The organism is Lysinibacillus sp. Ag94, assembly GCF_023242215.1.
In the GTDB taxonomy this organism is placed as follows: domain Bacteria; phylum Bacillota; class Bacilli; order Bacillales_A; family Planococcaceae; genus Lysinibacillus.
In genome coordinates, this window is the sequence record NZ_CP096780.1 from 134,678 (window position 1) to 150,958 (window position 16,281).

Genomic DNA, 16,281 nt, shown 5'->3' on the forward strand with positions numbered 1-16,281 from the left:
CCAATGGAGTCTTTAATACTAGTGTTAGTTGGTGTATTAGTAGCTGTTGCGACGTACTTAATCCTCTCGAAACAGTTATTACGTGTGATTTTAGGAACTGCAGTCTTATCGCATGCGGCACATTTACTAATATTAACGATGGGTGGACTGAAAAAAGGGGATGTACCACTCTTAGAAGAATCAGAAGGTCCTTATACAGATGCTTTGCCGCAAGCATTAATTTTAACTGCAATCGTCATTAGCTTTGCAGTAACGGCGTTCGTACTCGTTCTTGGTTACCGAGCGTATAAAACGAACGATTCGGCGAATTTTGATGAATTGAGAGGTACGCCGGATGAGTAATATGATTGTCTTACCATTAATCGTGCCGGTTATTACGGCGATTTTACTTGTATTTTTACGTGAAAATGTTTTTTTGCAGCGCATTATTAGTTTATTGACATTAAGCTTTGTTGTTCTTATTAGTGTCATTTTATTGCTAGAGATTCAAAAACAAGGTGTGATGCGTATTGATTTTAGTGGCTGGGCACCACCGTTCGGCATTTTATTTGTTGCAGATTCATTCGCAATGCTTCTTATATTAGTAGCGAATATTGTCGCAGCCATTTGTTTGCTGTATGCCATTTTTTCAATCGGTAAGAGCTTTGAAAAGATGTATTTTTATCCGTTTGTCCTACTTATGGTAGCGGGAGTTAACGGTTCGTTTCTAACAGGGGATATTTTTAACTTGTTTGTGTGCTTTGAGGTTATGTTACTTGCTTCTTATGCACTTATTAGTTTAGGTGGCGATAAAGTTCAACTGCGCGAGGCGTTAAAATATGTGCTGATTAATATTGTTGCATCTTGGATTTTCCTAGTGGCATTAGCTTTTTTATATGGAACAGTTGGCACGTTGAATATGGCACATATTTCTGTCCGTGTTATGGAGGCAGGAGCTAATCCATTAATAACGACCGTGGCTCTTATTTTCTTAATTGTTTTTAGCTTGAAAGCTGGCCTCCTATTATTTTTCTGGCTTCCGGGCTCATACAGTGTACCTCCAACAGCTATAGCTGCACTTTTTGCAGCATTATTAACGAAGGTTGGCATTTATGCACTCGTCCGCACCTTTACATTACTTTTCCCAACGAATACTGAAGTGACTCATATGGTGCTAGGAATTATGGCGGGAGTTACGATTATTGCTGGATGTATGGGAGCATTAGCAGGGCGAGATGTAAGAACAATTGCCTCTTATAATGTCCTAATTGGTGTCGGCTTTATAGTAGCTGGTCTAGCGATCGGTACGGAGTCAGCTTTACAGGGTGTAACCTATTACTTGATGCATGATATGGTAGCTAAGGCCATGCTGTTTTTAGCAGTTGGAATGATGATGTACGTTACTGGCGAAACGGTTATTGATAAAATGAGTGGGCTCATTCGAAATTACCCTCTTTTTGGTTGGTTATTCTTTATTGTCATGTGTTCCCTTGCTGGAATACCACCATTAAGTGGCTTTTTAGGGAAGGTTTTAATTGGACAAGGAGCTATTGAGGGCGGAAATTTTGTTCTACTAGGATTAGGATTTTTATCTAGTTTAATTGTTTTGTATTCACTATTACGAATATTCCTCTCCTCATTCTTTGGAGAAACCATTATTAGTCTAGAGGATGAAAAGCCGTTACCAAAGTGTATGGTCTTGCCACTAACATTATTGGCAGCTTGTACAATTGGCTTAGGAATTGGAGCTGAATGGCTGGCTCCGTATGTAACAGATGCAGCAAAAACGCTTTACACACCATCCATCTATATTGATGCAGTGCTGGATGGTACGACGTGGAAAGGTGAGGTGAATAAATAATGGCGATGCAATTTATCTTAAATTTATTTATCGCAACACTTTGGCTCTTGTTACAAGATGAAGTTATCCCGCAGTTTTCGACATTTTTAATGGGGTTTATCGTCGGAATAGGAATTTTATATGCTATGCATCGCTTTTACGGCACGCAATTTTATTTACGACGTGTATTTTCAATCATTAAATTATTATGGCTCTTTAATTGGGAGCTACTATTATCGAGTTATAGTGTAATAAGACAAATTACTACGCCGAAGCTCAAGATTACGCCTGGTATATTTACGTATAAAACAGTGCTTAAAGGAGATTGGGAAATAACAGCACTTGCGTTGTTGCTCACTCTTACTCCGGGCTCAGTAGTGATGGAAGTTTGTGAAGAGGGAGACATGTTTTATATTCATGCAATGGATATTGAACAATCAAAAGAAGCTGTCATTCGTTCTATAGGGAAATTTGAACAAGCAATCATGGAGGTGACACGTTAATGACTGAAAAAATTTTGCTATTGGCTCTGGCGTTATTCAGTGTATCGATTGCGTTGTCGCTGTTTCGCGTGATTCGAGGTCCTTCGTTGCCCGACCGTGCCATAGCACTGGATACAATAGGTGTTAATTTACTTTCAGCAATCGCTATCGTCTCCATTATATTGAAAACAAAGGCGTATTTAGAAGCTATTTTAATATTAGGTATTTTAGCTTTTATCGGCACGATTGCATTTACGAAATATATTGAAAGAGGTGTGATTGTTGAACGTAAATCAAATGATTGAATGGGCAGCAGTTATCCTTATATTGATTGGCTCCATTGTAAGTGTTATTAGTGCATTAGGGATGATTCGTTTGCCGGACGTTTACACACGCTCACATGCTGCAACGAAAAGTTCAACATTGTCGGTCTTAACATGTCTACTGGGTGCATTTATTTACTTTTGGGTGCATGATGGATATGTGAGTGTACGTTTAATTTTAGGAATTATCTTCGTTTTCGTAACAGCTCCTGTAGCAGGGCATTTAATATGTCGTGCAGCGTATCGCTCTCGAGTACCTTTAGCAGAAGGGTCTGGAGAGGATGAGTTGAAGGAAAAGCTATTTCCAGATGAAAAATAACATTAGTGGTCGGACCCCCATTTTTGGGGGTCCTTTGTTGAATATAACTGCTGCATTTGTCTGAGTAGATTGATTTATCTGAAAATTAAGTGTAAAATGTTTTATCGGAAAATTTTTAGTTTTGCTTGATTATTACGTCAAAAGGGTATATCTTATTAGCAGATAGATTTTTTATTCTCTAAAGTGAATAAATATCCATTTTATTAATTTCGAGAACGTAGATTTTTATAGACAAAAAATACAATTAAAAGGGGATCGTGAATATGAAAAACAAAATTTTTATGCTAATGCTTGTGCTAGTAATTGGTGTATTAGCAGCATGTGGCGCAAAAGATGATAAGGCAAGCGATAAAAAAACAAATGCAAGCGAAGGCACAGAAGAAAAGCAAGTATTAAAAGTAGGTACTTCATCTGATTATGCACCATTTGAGTATGTTGACGCTGCAAAAGGTGAAGACATTATTGGTTTTGATATCGATTTAATTAAATTAGTTGGTGACAAGATTGGTGCAGAAATGCAAGTTCAAGATATTGACTTCAATAGTCTAGTACCAGCTCTACAAGCAGGTAAAGTGGATGTTGTTATTTCTGGTATGTCTCCTGATAAAGAACGTGAAAAAGTTGTAGATTTCTCTGATAAATATAATCAAACAGAGCAAGTGTTTATCGTGAAAAAGGATAGTGGAATTAAAAAAGAAGCTGATTTAGCTGGTAAAAAAATTGGTGTTCAAAACGCTTCAATTCAAGAAAAATTAGGCAACAAAATTGCTACAGAAGTAGATGCAACAGTTGAAGGACGTACACGAATTCCTGAAATTATTCAAGACATGATGTCTAAACGTTTAGATGCTGGAATTGTAGAAAGTGGTGTAGCAAAAGGTTATCTTGATACGAATGATAAACTTGAGGCGTTCCTTGTTAAAGAGCAACCTGAAGACTTCAAAGCAATCGCTGTTCAAAAAGGTAGCGATCTTAAAGATAAAATTAACAAAGCATTAAAAGAATTAGCTGCTGAAGGCAAAATTAAAGAGCTAGAAGAAAAATGGTTAAAAGTTAAATAAGCAAGTAGGACTGCGATAGCTCTATTTCGAGCTATCGCTTATACTTTCATTTCCTTAAAAGAACACAAGAAAGGAGGGGGCACTGTGAATTTAGATTTTACAGCTATCATTCCCTCTATTCCTTACATATTAAAAGGGATAGGTGTTACACTTCAAATTGCAATCGGTGCTTCAATCATCGGTTTTATAATTGGTATATTACTAGCGTTATGTAAAATTGGTAAAGTGAATGTTTTGCGTTGGTTTGCAGATTTTTATACATCGATTTTCCGTGGCACACCGCTCGTATTACAATTAATGATTATTTACTATGCAGTGCCACAGTTATTAGATATTCAAATTGACCCAGTTCCAACGGCTATTATTGCATTTGGGTTAAACTCAGGTGCCTATATTTCTGAAATCATTCGCGCTGGTATTAATGCCGTAGATAAAGGACAGATGGAAGCGGCACAAGCACTTGGTATTCCGTATGCAAAAATGATGAAGGATATTATTATCCCACAAGCAATAAAAAATATTTTGCCATCTTTAGTCAATGAGTTTATTACATTAAATAAAGAAACAGCTGTTGTCACAGTTATTAGTGCACTTGATATTATGCGCCGTGCTTACATTGTTGGTGGTGCAACATATCGCTATCTAGAACCTTTACTATTTGCAGGTGTAATCTACTACATTATGACACTTGTATTAACGTTCCTTGGCAAACGAATCGAGAAAGGAATGAGAAAAAGTGATTAAAATTGAAGATTTACACAAATCATATGGGAAAAATGAAGTACTAAAAGGTATTTCAACAGAAATTAAAGAAAAAGAAGTAATTGCTATTATTGGACCATCAGGGTCTGGTAAATCAACATTCCTGCGCTGCTTAAATTTATTAGAAGAGCCAACGAGCGGAAAGATTACAATTGCTGGCGACGTTCTAACGGACAAAGGGACAAACATTATGAAGATCCGTGAAGAAGTCGGTATGGTATTTCAACATTTTCATCTTTTCCCTCATAAAACGGTACTTGAAAATTTAACATATGCACCGATTAATGTGAAGGGAATGGATAAGGCAGCTGCGATTAAAAAGGCTGAAGATTTATTAATGAAGGTAGGCCTATTTGATAAGCGCAATGAATATCCAAACCGTCTATCAGGAGGGCAGAAGCAACGTGTTGCCATTGCCCGAGCACTTGCAATGGATCCAAAAGTAATGTTATTTGATGAGCCTACTTCTGCTCTTGATCCTGAAATGGTAAAAGAGGTATTAGCGGTTATGAAAAATCTTGCTGATACTGGGATGACGATGTTAATCGTAACGCATGAGATGGGCTTTGCACGTGAAGTGGCTGACCGTATACTATTCCTTGACGGCGGAAAGTTAATTGAGGATACATCACCAGAACAGTTTTTTGCCGCACCGTCTACTCAGCGTGCGAAGGATTTCTTAGAAAAAGTATTATAAACGACATAACGCATTTAGACTTTCTAAAAGGAGTGTCTAAATGCGCTTTTTGTTTTTGTTGAGGTATTCATTTTATTTTATCTCTTCAGGGCCCCGTAATTTTCTTAATAGCAAAAAATATTTCAATAGTCATAGATTTGAAGAGCAAGTAGGCATTTCAAGTTAGTGATATTTAAGCCTGAGTAGATAAGCTTTTATCACTCGGTTTAATATGTTTGAAGAGTTCAAAAATAATCTTGATCATTCTTGCCCTACTTTAGAGTAACCTTTAAATGTAGCACTTTTGGGTTACTCTTTCGTTCAATCTAATGATTTTCTGTGTATGTGCTTACAATTATTTTGTTTTATGCTTATAATAGGGGGGTCAGATTTTTATCTTCATTCAGTAGAATCTCCCAACTCTCCAAGGTGATGAGATGAATGTGCATGTGTTCCTTTTCAGTGAGTATCTACTGAAATAGAGGAACTTAAGCAAAGAACGCCACGTCCTGTGGCAAGTTGTCTGTGCGAAAGCGAAGCGACAGCAACACGGGTTTTGTCTGTGCGAAAGCGAAGCGACAGCAACACGGGTTTTGTCTGTGCGAAAGCGAAGCGACAGCAACACGGGTTTTGTCTGTGCGAAAGCGAAGCGACAGCAACAACAACAACAACAGCACACGACTGAGTGATCAACATATGTTGGCCAAAGCCTCCGGCGGATGTCACGGATTTTTAAAGGGTTGAATTGTGGAAAATTCGGACGCATTGTTTATTTGCGCGAAGCAAAGCGTTAGCGGCGATTACGCCAAGGCGAAATTGATCTGATGAAAAAGTAGCCTAGGGTGAGCGATTGCGATTGAAAAAATTATTATATGTAGCTTTTTTTGTTGTTTTTATAGTCATTTTTTTGTACGTAAACAATCACTGGCTGGTTGTAAGCAAGTATGAATTCGAGTCAGAAAAAGTGCCTGCCAGCTTCGATGGGCTACGCATTACACAAATATCAGATTTACAGGATGCTCTCTTTGGCGAACAGCAAGAGAAGCTCATAGCAAAGGTGAAAGCAACAAATCCTGACCTAATTTTTATTACAGGTGATTTAGTTGATAGTAATCGTTATGATTTGGAGCGAAGCTTGCAAGCTGCTAGAGGATTAGTTAAATTAGCGGATGTCTATTATGTACTAGGAAACCATGAAGTAGCGACGAATAAAGTGAATGAAATTTATGAGGAGCTATCATCGTTAGGTGTACATGTTTTGTCCAATGAATCGACCTTTATTGAGCGCGACGGGGAGCGCTTGGCGATTGTTGGCATAGAAGATCCGTTATCAGGTAGAACAACGAAAGAAATGCTAGAAATAGCAACTAAAAATGTTCCACCAAATATATTAACGATATTACTAGCACATCGACCAGAAGTGTTTAATACGTATGTAGAGTTTGGAATTGATTTAGTATTTGCAGGACATGCCCATGGTGGACAAGTTCGAATTCCTGGTATTGGCGGTCTTTTCGCACGAGGACAGGGAATATTCCCGAAATATACGGCTGGTCTTTCTAAAGAAGGCACAACAACTATGGTCGTTAGTCGAGGATTAGGCAACAGTACAGTACCTATGCGGATTTTTAATCCACCAGAGATTGTTGTCATGGAATTAAAGAAAAAATAAGCACTGCGTCTTTGCTACGCAGTGCTTTCTATTTGTTTACGCTCTATACGTTTAACAAGGTAGATACTTATTTCATATAAAATAATCATCGGAATTAAGACGAGTAGCTGACTAATAAAATCCGGTGGTGTAATTACAGCAGAACCAACGCCCATCCCGATATAAGACCAGCCTCGTATTTTTTTCATGGATTCAGCCGTTAGTACACCAATGGCCGATAAAAAGAGGGCTACAATTGGTAATTCAAAGAGTAGTCCGAGTGGTACAGTTGTCATCACTAAAAAATGCATGTATTCATTTGCGGATACCATCACATCAAAATTAGCTGCTCCAACACTTACTAAAAATGAATAGCTAAGTGGATTCACAATAAAGTAACCGAAAGCTACGCCTAATAAAAAGAGTAAAAGCATGACAGGTGCATAAAGACCGAGGAAACGGCTTTCTTCTTCTTTTAAACCTGGCTTTACGAAACTCCACAAAAAATGAACTAAAAATGGCATTGATAGCCCAAATGCTAATGTTGTGGAAATCGTCATATAAAATTTGACAACCTCTAACGGCCCTAAAATAATTAGTGTATGTCCTCGAGTTACATAAGGGAACCAACTATTAATAGTAGAGAATACGATAATAAAAAATAAAATAAATACGATAAGCCCTTTAATAATTTGTTTTCGCAGTTCTGTAAGATGTTCAAGCAATGAGGCTATTGGAAAAAGGGACCCATCGGCTTCCGTATCCGGTTCAATTGTCTCAACTGGAACTTCAACAAAAGCCTCTACAGGTGTGAGAGGCTCAGCTTCTTGCTTATCAAGTGGACTTAAATATTTTCTTTTTCCTTCTTCATATGGATCCATAGGACAACCTCCTACGAAGCGTCAGATTTTTTTTCTTCTTTTTTCACTGAATCATCCTCATCATCGATAAGCCCCTTCGTGGACTTTTTGAACTCTGCAAATGTTTTACCGACTGCACCACCGATTTCCGGCAATTTTTTTGGACCAAACACGATTAAAACAATGACTAAAATAATGATTAACCCAGGTACCCCAATTGCTCCGAGACCTCCCATAGTCTTACCTCCTTTTAAAAAATTAGTATATCAATCATGCCTCGGCATAATTGCATTTGGAATCGGCTTTGTGCAAGCACAAAGAACTCCTTTTTCGATTCTGTGACATCCGACCAACAGATGTTTTTTGCGCGAAAGCGTAGTACTAACGCAGCGTTAACAGAAGATGTTGGTCACTCAGTAGTGTGTTGTTGTTGTCGCTTCGCTTTCGCACAGATAACTTGCCACAGGACGTGGCGTTCTTAGACTCAGTTCCTCTATTTTAGCGGGTGTCCAAACACCCGCTAAAAAGAAGTTATACTAAGGAACCACCTGATTTGCTATATTTCACAACACCCTCTGCACAGCGGTAGGCAAGTGCCCCTAAAGTACCTGTTGGGTTATAGCCACTATTGTGTGCAAAGTTTCCGGCACTCACAGCAAAAAGATTTTCTGCATTCCAATGTTGCAAGTAGTTATTCACAACGCCATCCTCTGGCTTTAAGCTCATAACTGTTCCGCCTGTATTATGGGTTGTTTGATACGGTACAATATTGTAATCAGTGATTTCAGCATTTGGGACAACAATTTTAGCGCCCATTTCTTTCATAATGTCAGCTGCACGTGCTGAAATATATTTATGAAGTGCGCGATCCTGATCCGTAAAGTTGTAGGTTAACTGTACAAGAGGTAAGCCGTAAGCATCCTTATACGTAGAATCTAGAGATAAATAATTTTCTTTATGTGGCATTGAAGCACCCTGTGCACCAATCCCGAATGAGCGTGTATAGAAATGAATAGATTGTTTTTTAAATTCTGATCCCCATGTTGGCGTATCAGGAGGTGTTGGGTTTGAGCCAATAGGACGCGCACCTGTTTGTGTCAGAGCTATATTTCCACCGTGAATAAAATCTAAATCACTATGATCGAAATTATCTCCATTATAATCATCTAAACTCATACCAAGGGCACCTGCACCCATAAATGTGTTATACTGCTCATCGAAAAACCCTGCAGCTCCAGGAAGTATTTGATAGCAATAGTTTCTTCCAAGTGTCCCTCTTCCAGTAGCTGGATCATATCGTTCCCCAATGTTAGAGACCATCAATAACTTGGCATTATTAAAGACATAACTAGTAAGTACAACAGCGTTTGCTGGTTGAATAAATTCTTCACCAGATATCGTATCGATGTATCGGACACCAGTTACTTTATTGCCTTTCTTTAAAATTTCAACAACATTGGAATTATAGCGTAAGTCAAAGTTACCTGTTTTTAATGCAGTAGGAACAACAGTAACCTCCGCAGATGATTTGGCGCCATATTCACAACCAAAGCGTTCACAGAAGCCGCAGTATTGACAAGCATTAATCGTTTCACCGTCAGGGTTCTTATAAACTTCTGATAAATTTGCAGAAGGTACCATGTAAGGCGATAGTTTTAATTTTTTTGCAGCTGTTTCAAATTGCGTAAGCATCGGTGTCATTTTCATTGGCCCCGTCGGATAAGGATTTGAACGTTTCCCGCTAAAAGGATTTTTATCATCACCTGAAATACCGGACGTTTTTTCGAATTTGTCGAAATAGGGCTCAAGTTCATCGTATGTTAATGCCCAATCCTGTAATAAATAATCAGGTCCAAGCTTATTCGCACCATAACGTTTGTCTGTCATTGTTTTAATTTGAAAATCATACGGTAAGAAGCGATACGACATACCGTTCCAATGTGTACCAGAGCCGCCAAGCCCTTCCCCAAGTAAAAAGGAACCGAGCTGACGCATAGGCAATGCCTTCATATTCCGATTATTACGGAAGCTGATCGTTTCCTTTGAGAGATTTTGCATTAAATCATAACGAATTGCATAACGATACTCATCGTGGATTGTCAAATAATCTTCCGTGCCGCGCTTTTGTCCACGCTCTAAGCCAACGACCTTTAAGCCTGCCTTCGAGCACTCTGCAGCGACAATGCCACCGGTCCAACCTACCCCGACTGTTACAACATCTACACTTGGTAATGTTTTTGCCATTTACTAACCCCCTATTAGTGGCTACCTAATGAATTAGGCTCAATTTTTTGGAATTTCGGTTCTTCGATTTGCGTAATATACGCCATTTGATGACCGGGGAAGCCTTTCATACGCCAGCCATCCATATTACGATTACCGCCATATATAGGGTCAGAGTAAGCACCTTCTAATGTTGCTGCACGTAATAAAGTAAAGAAGAAAGCAGATGTGACGCCACTCATTTGTACGTCGCCTTTCTGGAAGGCAGTTAAAATTTCATCCATTTGCTTAGCCTCTATATCATTGAAGCTCTTTTTATAGCGATTCTGTGCTTCCGACTCCAACCTTTGGACACCTTGCTTAAAAATTTCCGCTCGCGTTAAACGACTCTGATAACCTTGTGTTGGCGCACCCTCACCGAATGGTCCATGCATGTATTCTTTAGAATTACTACCATATTGGCCTGCTAGCTGATGGTCGATAAAGTAAGGCACATCTAAGCCCTTTGCCCCTGGACCTAAATCGTCCTCAGGGAAAATACGTTCAGTCGCATTTGCTAAAATATTGAAATCTCTTTGATTCATAAAAAACATTTTAGCTTTTGGCGAGCCAGTCTCTTCAGTAGCAGTTCCATGCTGACCATGCTCTAGCGTAGCAGTTCCTTTACCAGGCATGTTATAGCCTACAAGGCCTCCTATTAATCCACCGCCGACTAATGTACCTGCTGCAATCCCTGTCGTTTTCAAAAAATCACGACGTGAAATATCTTTTTCCGAACTCATAGAAATCCTCCCCTCAAAATGTATAGAAACTATTCTATTTTTTATAATCAGCAAAAAAAGTAAATTATAATCAGGTATCCCTGGTAAAATTTATAATTTAATCCAATCGATGATTCAATTTAATGTAATCGGGATAGATTGTGGATAAGTTGTGCATTGAATGTGGATAATGTGTGGGGAAATAAGATAATGATTACTGCAGCTGAGCAAATGTCTGTGGATAATTATCAATGGGGGAGATAGCGGCAATAGGATGTTCAGTAAACGATGCCATAAATGAGTTAAGGAGCTACCCCAGCAATGGGGAGCTCCTATCATCGAAATGATTTGTTATTGAACTACTTCTTGCATAGCTTCAAAAAGTTGCTCGGTAGAAATAATACGCTCGCCACCGCCTTGTACCATCTGCTCACTGCCGCCACCTTTTCCGTTAATGAGTGGCAATGCTTTTGCAGCAATGTCCTTCATACTTTTCTCAACTTTTGCACCACGTGCTGCGACAAACTGGAGCTTGTCTTCATTTTCTGAAATAAGTAATACGATCGCTTCAGTCTGCTCAGCGACAATAGTTCTAGCTAATTTTTGCAGCTCTTGCATAGTACGCTGAGTAAAGGCTGCAGTAATAATACGTTCTTTACTAGATACTAGCGCCTTTGCTTCATAATTCAGTAGCTCCTCTTTTGCTGCTACGAGTGCTTTTTCTGTATTTTTCTGTGTAGTTAACATTTTTGTAAGTGCTGTAGCTGCTTCAACCTCAGGTACACTTAATTGTCTTGCAACGTCAGCTAGTACTTTCTTGCGCATGGCAAGCTCTGCTAAAACCCTGTAACCACAGACAAAGGAGATACGAATATTACCCTTCATTTTTTCAGTGCCAAGGATTTTTATCGCACTTACTTGTCCTGTAGATGTTGGATGTGTACCGCCACAACCGTTGTAATCAAAGTCCGGAATAATAACAAGTCGAATATCTCCTGTGACGGCTACCTCTTTACGTAGGCTATAGTTCTCCAGTTCTTTTTCTGTAATCCATTTCGTTTCAATCGGAAGATTCTCTAGAATAATTTCATTAGCACGAGCTTCTGCTGCTACAAGCTGCTCTTCCGTTAGGGTATCCACTGCAATATCAATTGTGACCTGCTCAGTGCCCAAGTGGAAGCTAACGGTAGGTGCATCAAAAAGCTCGACAAAAGCCGCTGTTAAAATATGTTGACCTGCATGCTGCTGCATATGATCAAAGCGCCGTTGCCAATTCAATTTACCATGCACTTCACCAACTAAATTTGAAGAGTCACCTTGAATATAATGACGAATTTCATCATTCATTTTCTCAACATCGATGACCTCGATATCATTTAAAGTACCTGTGTCATGAGGTTGTCCGCCTCCAGTTGGATAAAATGCAGTATTTGATAGCACCACGTAGTTACGGCCATCTAAATCGGTCCCTTTATTGACAAATGTTGCATTAAATTCACGCAGCATAACATCTTGATAATATAGTAGTTCTTTCAAGAAAAAGCCTCCCCTTTATGTAGAGTATTCATATGAGAATCATATCTCTCAATTAGTTCCATTTCATTGTGGCATAATTACTTTCTAGTGTATATGAGTTTTCTATTTGACCCATGCTGAATTTGATTTAATATATATAAGAACAGGTTAACTTAAAGGAGATCGTACAATGGAAATTACACAATTCTCAATGGAAGAAATATTAGATCCAACAAACATTATTGAAGGCAAGCGCTACGAATTTATTTTAGATGTAGATATTGATGAAGAGGATGAGCTTTATCACGAAGCAGGAATTGAAATTCGTGTACTAATTGCTGAAAAAGGTGAAGAGTCATTTATTTTAAATTACTTCATCATGGAAAAAGCTGAAGGTGAATATTTAGACTTTGCATTAGAGGATGAAGAGCTAGAGGAAATTTTAGCATTCTGCAATGAGGAAATTGCAAAAGCATAATATGTTCGCGTAAATGCCTTTCCAACAAAAATTAATATTCTTATTTGGTAAAATTCCGCTCTTCTTTCAGTAGGCAGGCACGAGCTACATTGGCGTACTCTTGTTTGTCTCCTGGGAGTTTACGCGGAATTTTAACTTTACATCATTAGTTAAGATTATTTAAGGTTGGTGAAACATTCGTGTTGTATTCAAGTGCTAAACTAAGTTTAAGGTTATTTTGAAGTTTATCACTGAAGCGGCTCATCGGACGTCCAGTCGGAACGGAAATCAACCACACTTTATGGTGAAGAGGTGTTCTATGTCAGTTTATACACATTCTATTATGGTAGCTTTGTTAATAACAATTTTCTTTTCCTTTATACTATTTGTACCTTGGCTTATTTATACGTATCGGAAATATGGCTACTTATCTGTATCCAAAACGATTATTATGTTCTCCTTTATTTTTTACTTTTTATCGGCATTATGCTTAGTTTTACTACCTTTCCCGGAAACACGTGATACTTGCTCTCTACAAGCTGCAGATACAGTCCATTATAATTTACATCCTTTTCAATTTGTCACGGATATTTTAAAGGATAGTGGGATTGTTCTGACGAATCCATCAACGTGGATTTATATACCGAAGCAGCCCGCTTTTTATCAAGCTTTCTATAATTTCTTACTGCTCATGCCATTCGGAGTATACTTGCGTTATTTTCTTAAAAAAAGAGAGTACTGGAAGCGTGCATTTCTATTTAGCTTTTTGCTAACATTGTTTTATGAGGTAACTCAATTTACGGGGATTTATGGCATCTTTAATTGTGCGTATCGAATTTTTGATGTGGATGATTTAATGCTTAACAGTGTTGGTGCACTATTAGGATTCTTTTTAGCCCCTGTTGTGTGGGCGCTGTTTCCTTCACATGAAGAGGTAGCGGCTAAAGCAGCAGAAATGGTCGAAAAAGATATCATCAAGCCATTATCTATTTTGTTAGCACTAGCAGTGGATTTGATAATCGCACAGTTCATTTTGTTCTTCGTTAGTGTCGTAACAGGCTATAGTGGCATGTTCGAGTTTTTAGTGAAAATTGCTTTGTATATGTTGCTATTTGGAGTTGTTCCAAGCTTTACAGGTGGGGCAACATTAGGGATGAAATTTATGCGTTTTACAATGGTCAGTGAAAATGGTAAAAGTATTGTCAGTCAATCTTGGCGCCGTTGTGTTGCTATTCTCGTGGTAGTATGTACGTCGCAAATGATAACAACTTTTGGAAATATTCAATTAGATATGGATTCACCATTTTATGTACTGCAAATTGTCATTACATTGCTAGCCTTTATTGCGAATTTTGTTCTAACGATGGTAATTGCTATTCATGTAATACGGGTCATCGTAAGTGGAGGTAGACGCCGTTTATTTATGGACTATTACGCAGGCTTACTAGCAACGAGAAAAAAATAAGGGGGATTGTTGGATGAAATACGTAATCATTGGAGGAGATGCTGCCGGAATGTCAGCAGCAATGGAAATATATCGAAATGTACCAGGAGCAGAGATTACATCTGTAGAACGTGGCTTTATTTATTCATATGGGCAGTGTGGCTTGCCCTATGTGGTAGATGGGCGTATTTCATCGACTAAGCGTCTTATAGCAAGAGATGTAGAAACTTTTCGTGATAAGTATCGTATTGATGCCCGTGTTGGTCATGAGGTGACCAGAATTGATGTCGAACAGAAGCTAGTGTTTGGAACGCAGTCGTCCGGGGAATCGTTTGAAATTCCTTATGATAAGCTACTTATTGCAACAGGTGCAGATCCTATTATACCGGTGGAGAAGGGTTCAGATTTAGCTGGTATACACACGGTGAAAACAATACCGCAGCTAGAGGATTTACTAGCTGATTTAACGTTAGATATAGAAAATGTAACAATTATAGGTGCAGGCTATATTGGGCTAGAAATGGCCGAGACGATACATGCTTGTGGTAAAAAAGTAAGATTGATTCAACGAGGTAGCTATGTTGCAAGAATTTTAGACGAAGAGCTTGCGCAACATGTTCATGAGGAAGCAAAAAAGAATGACATCGAGCTTGTGCTAAATACAAAAGTAGAGGCGTTTGAGGGCAATCACCGTGTTGAGCGTGTCATTACGGACAATGGCGCTTTTGATACAGATTTAGTCATTATGGCTGTTGGAATTAAACCGAATACACAATTTTTAGAGGGAACAGGTGTAGCACTAGCTAAAAATGGTGCAGTTATCGTCAATCGACATTTAGAGACATCTGTTGACCATATTTATGCTGCGGGAGATTGTGCAACGCATTTTAATATTGTAAAAGAACGCTTAGATTATGTACCTCTTGGCACGACTGCTAATAAGCAAGGTCGTTTAGCGGGACTCAATATGTCAGGCAAATCTGCGCCGTTTAGCGGTATTGTAGGTACTTCAATCTTAAAGTTTTTCAATTTAACAATCGCTACGACAGGTATTAATGAGCGCAAGGCTAAAGAGCTGGGCTTTGAGTATGAGGCCTTTAAATTATCTGCCCGCCATATTGCAGGTTATTACCCTGGTGCTCAACGGATGTTTATTAAAATTGTTGTTCGTAAACGAGATCAACAACTTTTAGGAGCACAAATTGTTGGACCAGCAGGTGTTGATAAACGGATCGATGTGTTTGCGACCGCCTTATACAATAAAATGACATTACCAGATTTACTAGATTTAGATTTAGCCTACGCGCCTCCATTCAATGGTGTTTGGGATCCTCTACAGCAGATTGCCAGAAAAAATGGGCGTTTATAATATTAGGGGGTAATTAGAAATGAGCATTTACGACATTCAAGTCGCTTTAGACGATGGTACTGAGTATAGTTTAGATCGTTATAAGGGTAAGGCAATGTTAATTGTTAATACGGCTTCCAAATGTGGTTTTACACCACAGTTTGAAGAATTAGAAGATCTATATAAAAAGTATCAGGATAAAGGCCTTGTTATTCTTGGCTTCCCATCAAATCAGTTTAAGCAAGAAGTTGCGACTGCTGAGGAAGCGGCGTCCCAATGTCGTTTGACATATGGTGTGACATTCCCGATGCATGAAATCGTAAAGGTCAATGGTAAAGATGCACACCCTATTTTTGAGCATTTGACATCCCATTCTAAAGGCTTTCTAGGCAACCGTATAAAGTGGAATTTCACCAAATTCCTTGTGAATCGTAATGGTGAGGTTGTAGGACGCTATGGTTCAGCGGATAAGCCAAGTAGTTTTGAGAATGATATTAAAAAAGTATTAGCATACTAAAGTTGGAGGATTCACGCACAGTTTGTGTGTGAATCCTTTTTGGTCGATAAAACACATAAAAGT

The 16,281-nt window shown here is 38.6% G+C and carries 18 protein-coding genes; 13 read left to right on the forward strand and 5 right to left on the reverse strand.

Going from position 1 to position 16,281, the window contains the following annotated elements; translation table 11 throughout:
- Nucleotides 1-3 precede the first annotated feature (3 nt).
- From MY533_RS00660 to MY533_RS00700, 9 genes are all read left to right on the forward strand, one after another.
- Nucleotides 4-342, forward strand: coding sequence for a Na(+)/H(+) antiporter subunit C (locus MY533_RS00660; RefSeq protein ID WP_132363601.1), 339 nt, complete (start codon nt 4-6; stop codon nt 340-342).
- On the forward strand, nt 335-1,840 hold the full coding sequence (locus MY533_RS00665; RefSeq protein WP_248717650.1) for a Na+/H+ antiporter subunit D: 1,506 nt from the start codon (nt 335-337) through the stop codon (nt 1,838-1,840). The genes MY533_RS00660 and MY533_RS00665 overlap by 8 nt, the downstream gene beginning before the upstream one ends.
- A complete protein-coding gene (locus tag MY533_RS00670) occupies nt 1,840-2,322 on the forward strand; it encodes a Na+/H+ antiporter subunit E (RefSeq protein WP_132363597.1) in 483 nt (160 codons plus the stop codon). Before MY533_RS00665 ends, MY533_RS00670 begins: the two co-directional genes overlap by 1 nt.
- The gene (locus MY533_RS00675) at nt 2,322-2,606 is read left to right on the forward strand and encodes a Na(+)/H(+) antiporter subunit F1 (protein WP_049663615.1); all 285 of its coding nucleotides are present in this window, start codon (nt 2,322-2,324) and stop codon (nt 2,604-2,606) included. Before MY533_RS00670 ends, MY533_RS00675 begins: the two co-directional genes overlap by 1 nt.
- The gene (locus tag MY533_RS00680) at nt 2,584-2,943 is read left to right on the forward strand and encodes a Na+/H+ antiporter subunit G (RefSeq protein ID WP_248717651.1); all 360 of its coding nucleotides are present in this window, start codon (nt 2,584-2,586) and stop codon (nt 2,941-2,943) included. The genes MY533_RS00675 and MY533_RS00680 overlap by 23 nt, the downstream gene beginning before the upstream one ends.
- A 263-nt stretch (nt 2,944-3,206) precedes the next feature.
- The gene (locus tag MY533_RS00685; RefSeq protein ID WP_132363593.1) at nt 3,207-4,004 is read left to right on the forward strand and encodes a transporter substrate-binding domain-containing protein; all 798 of its coding nucleotides are present in this window, start codon (nt 3,207-3,209) and stop codon (nt 4,002-4,004) included.
- Between the two features lie 84 nt (nt 4,005-4,088).
- A complete protein-coding gene (locus MY533_RS00690) occupies nt 4,089-4,748 on the forward strand; it encodes an amino acid ABC transporter permease (RefSeq protein ID WP_132363591.1) in 660 nt (219 codons plus the stop codon).
- The gene (locus MY533_RS00695) at nt 4,741-5,463 is read left to right on the forward strand and encodes an amino acid ABC transporter ATP-binding protein (RefSeq protein WP_248717652.1); all 723 of its coding nucleotides are present in this window, start codon (nt 4,741-4,743) and stop codon (nt 5,461-5,463) included. The genes MY533_RS00690 and MY533_RS00695 overlap by 8 nt, the downstream gene beginning before the upstream one ends.
- Before the next feature lie 835 nt (nt 5,464-6,298).
- Nucleotides 6,299-7,114: a metallophosphoesterase gene (locus MY533_RS00700; RefSeq protein WP_132363585.1), complete on the forward strand. Its 816-nt coding sequence runs from the start codon at nt 6,299-6,301 to the stop codon at nt 7,112-7,114.
- Nucleotides 7,115-7,128: 14 nt separating this feature from the next.
- On the opposite strand, the gene tatC is transcribed toward MY533_RS00700, so the two are convergent.
- The 5 genes from tatC to MY533_RS00725 form a co-directional block, all read right to left on the reverse strand.
- On the reverse strand, nt 7,129-7,974 hold the full coding sequence (gene tatC, locus MY533_RS00705; RefSeq protein WP_248717653.1) for a twin-arginine translocase subunit TatC: 846 nt from the start codon (nt 7,972-7,974) through the stop codon (nt 7,129-7,131).
- An 11-nt stretch (nt 7,975-7,985) separates the two neighbouring features.
- Entirely contained in the window at nt 7,986-8,189 is a 204-nt protein-coding gene (gene tatA / locus MY533_RS00710) for a twin-arginine translocase TatA/TatE family subunit (RefSeq protein WP_132363581.1), read from the reverse strand.
- A 295-nt stretch (nt 8,190-8,484) separates the two neighbouring features.
- Nucleotides 8,485-10,197 carry a GMC family oxidoreductase gene (locus tag MY533_RS00715; RefSeq protein ID WP_248717654.1) on the reverse strand — a complete coding sequence of 571 codons (1,713 nt, stop codon included), beginning with the start codon at nt 10,195-10,197 and terminating at the stop codon, nt 8,485-8,487.
- 14 nt (nt 10,198-10,211) lie between these two features.
- Nucleotides 10,212-10,958, reverse strand: coding sequence for a gluconate 2-dehydrogenase subunit 3 family protein (locus MY533_RS00720; RefSeq protein ID WP_248717655.1), 747 nt, complete (start codon nt 10,956-10,958; stop codon nt 10,212-10,214).
- A gap of 330 nt (nt 10,959-11,288) precedes the next feature.
- The gene (locus tag MY533_RS00725; RefSeq protein WP_248717656.1) at nt 11,289-12,473 is read right to left on the reverse strand and encodes an alanyl-tRNA editing protein; all 1,185 of its coding nucleotides are present in this window, start codon (nt 12,471-12,473) and stop codon (nt 11,289-11,291) included.
- 169 nt (nt 12,474-12,642) lie between these two features.
- On the opposite strand from MY533_RS00725, the gene MY533_RS00730 reads away from it, so the two are divergent.
- The 4 genes from MY533_RS00730 (at nt 12,643) to MY533_RS00745 (ending at nt 16,218) form a co-directional block, all read left to right on the forward strand.
- Nucleotides 12,643-12,930, forward strand: coding sequence for a DUF6509 family protein (locus tag MY533_RS00730; RefSeq protein WP_132363573.1), 288 nt, complete (start codon nt 12,643-12,645; stop codon nt 12,928-12,930).
- Nucleotides 12,931-13,228: 298 nt separating this feature from the next.
- On the forward strand, nt 13,229-14,374 hold the full coding sequence (locus MY533_RS00735) for a VanZ family protein (protein WP_248717657.1): 1,146 nt from the start codon (nt 13,229-13,231) through the stop codon (nt 14,372-14,374).
- Nucleotides 14,375-14,387: 13 nt separating this feature from the next.
- Nucleotides 14,388-15,722: an FAD-dependent oxidoreductase gene (locus tag MY533_RS00740; RefSeq protein ID WP_248717658.1), complete on the forward strand. Its 1,335-nt coding sequence runs from the start codon at nt 14,388-14,390 to the stop codon at nt 15,720-15,722.
- A gap of 19 nt (nt 15,723-15,741) precedes the next feature.
- On the forward strand, nt 15,742-16,218 hold the full coding sequence (locus tag MY533_RS00745) for a glutathione peroxidase (protein WP_248717659.1): 477 nt from the start codon (nt 15,742-15,744) through the stop codon (nt 16,216-16,218).
- The last annotated feature ends 63 nt before the right edge of the window (nt 16,219-16,281 follow it).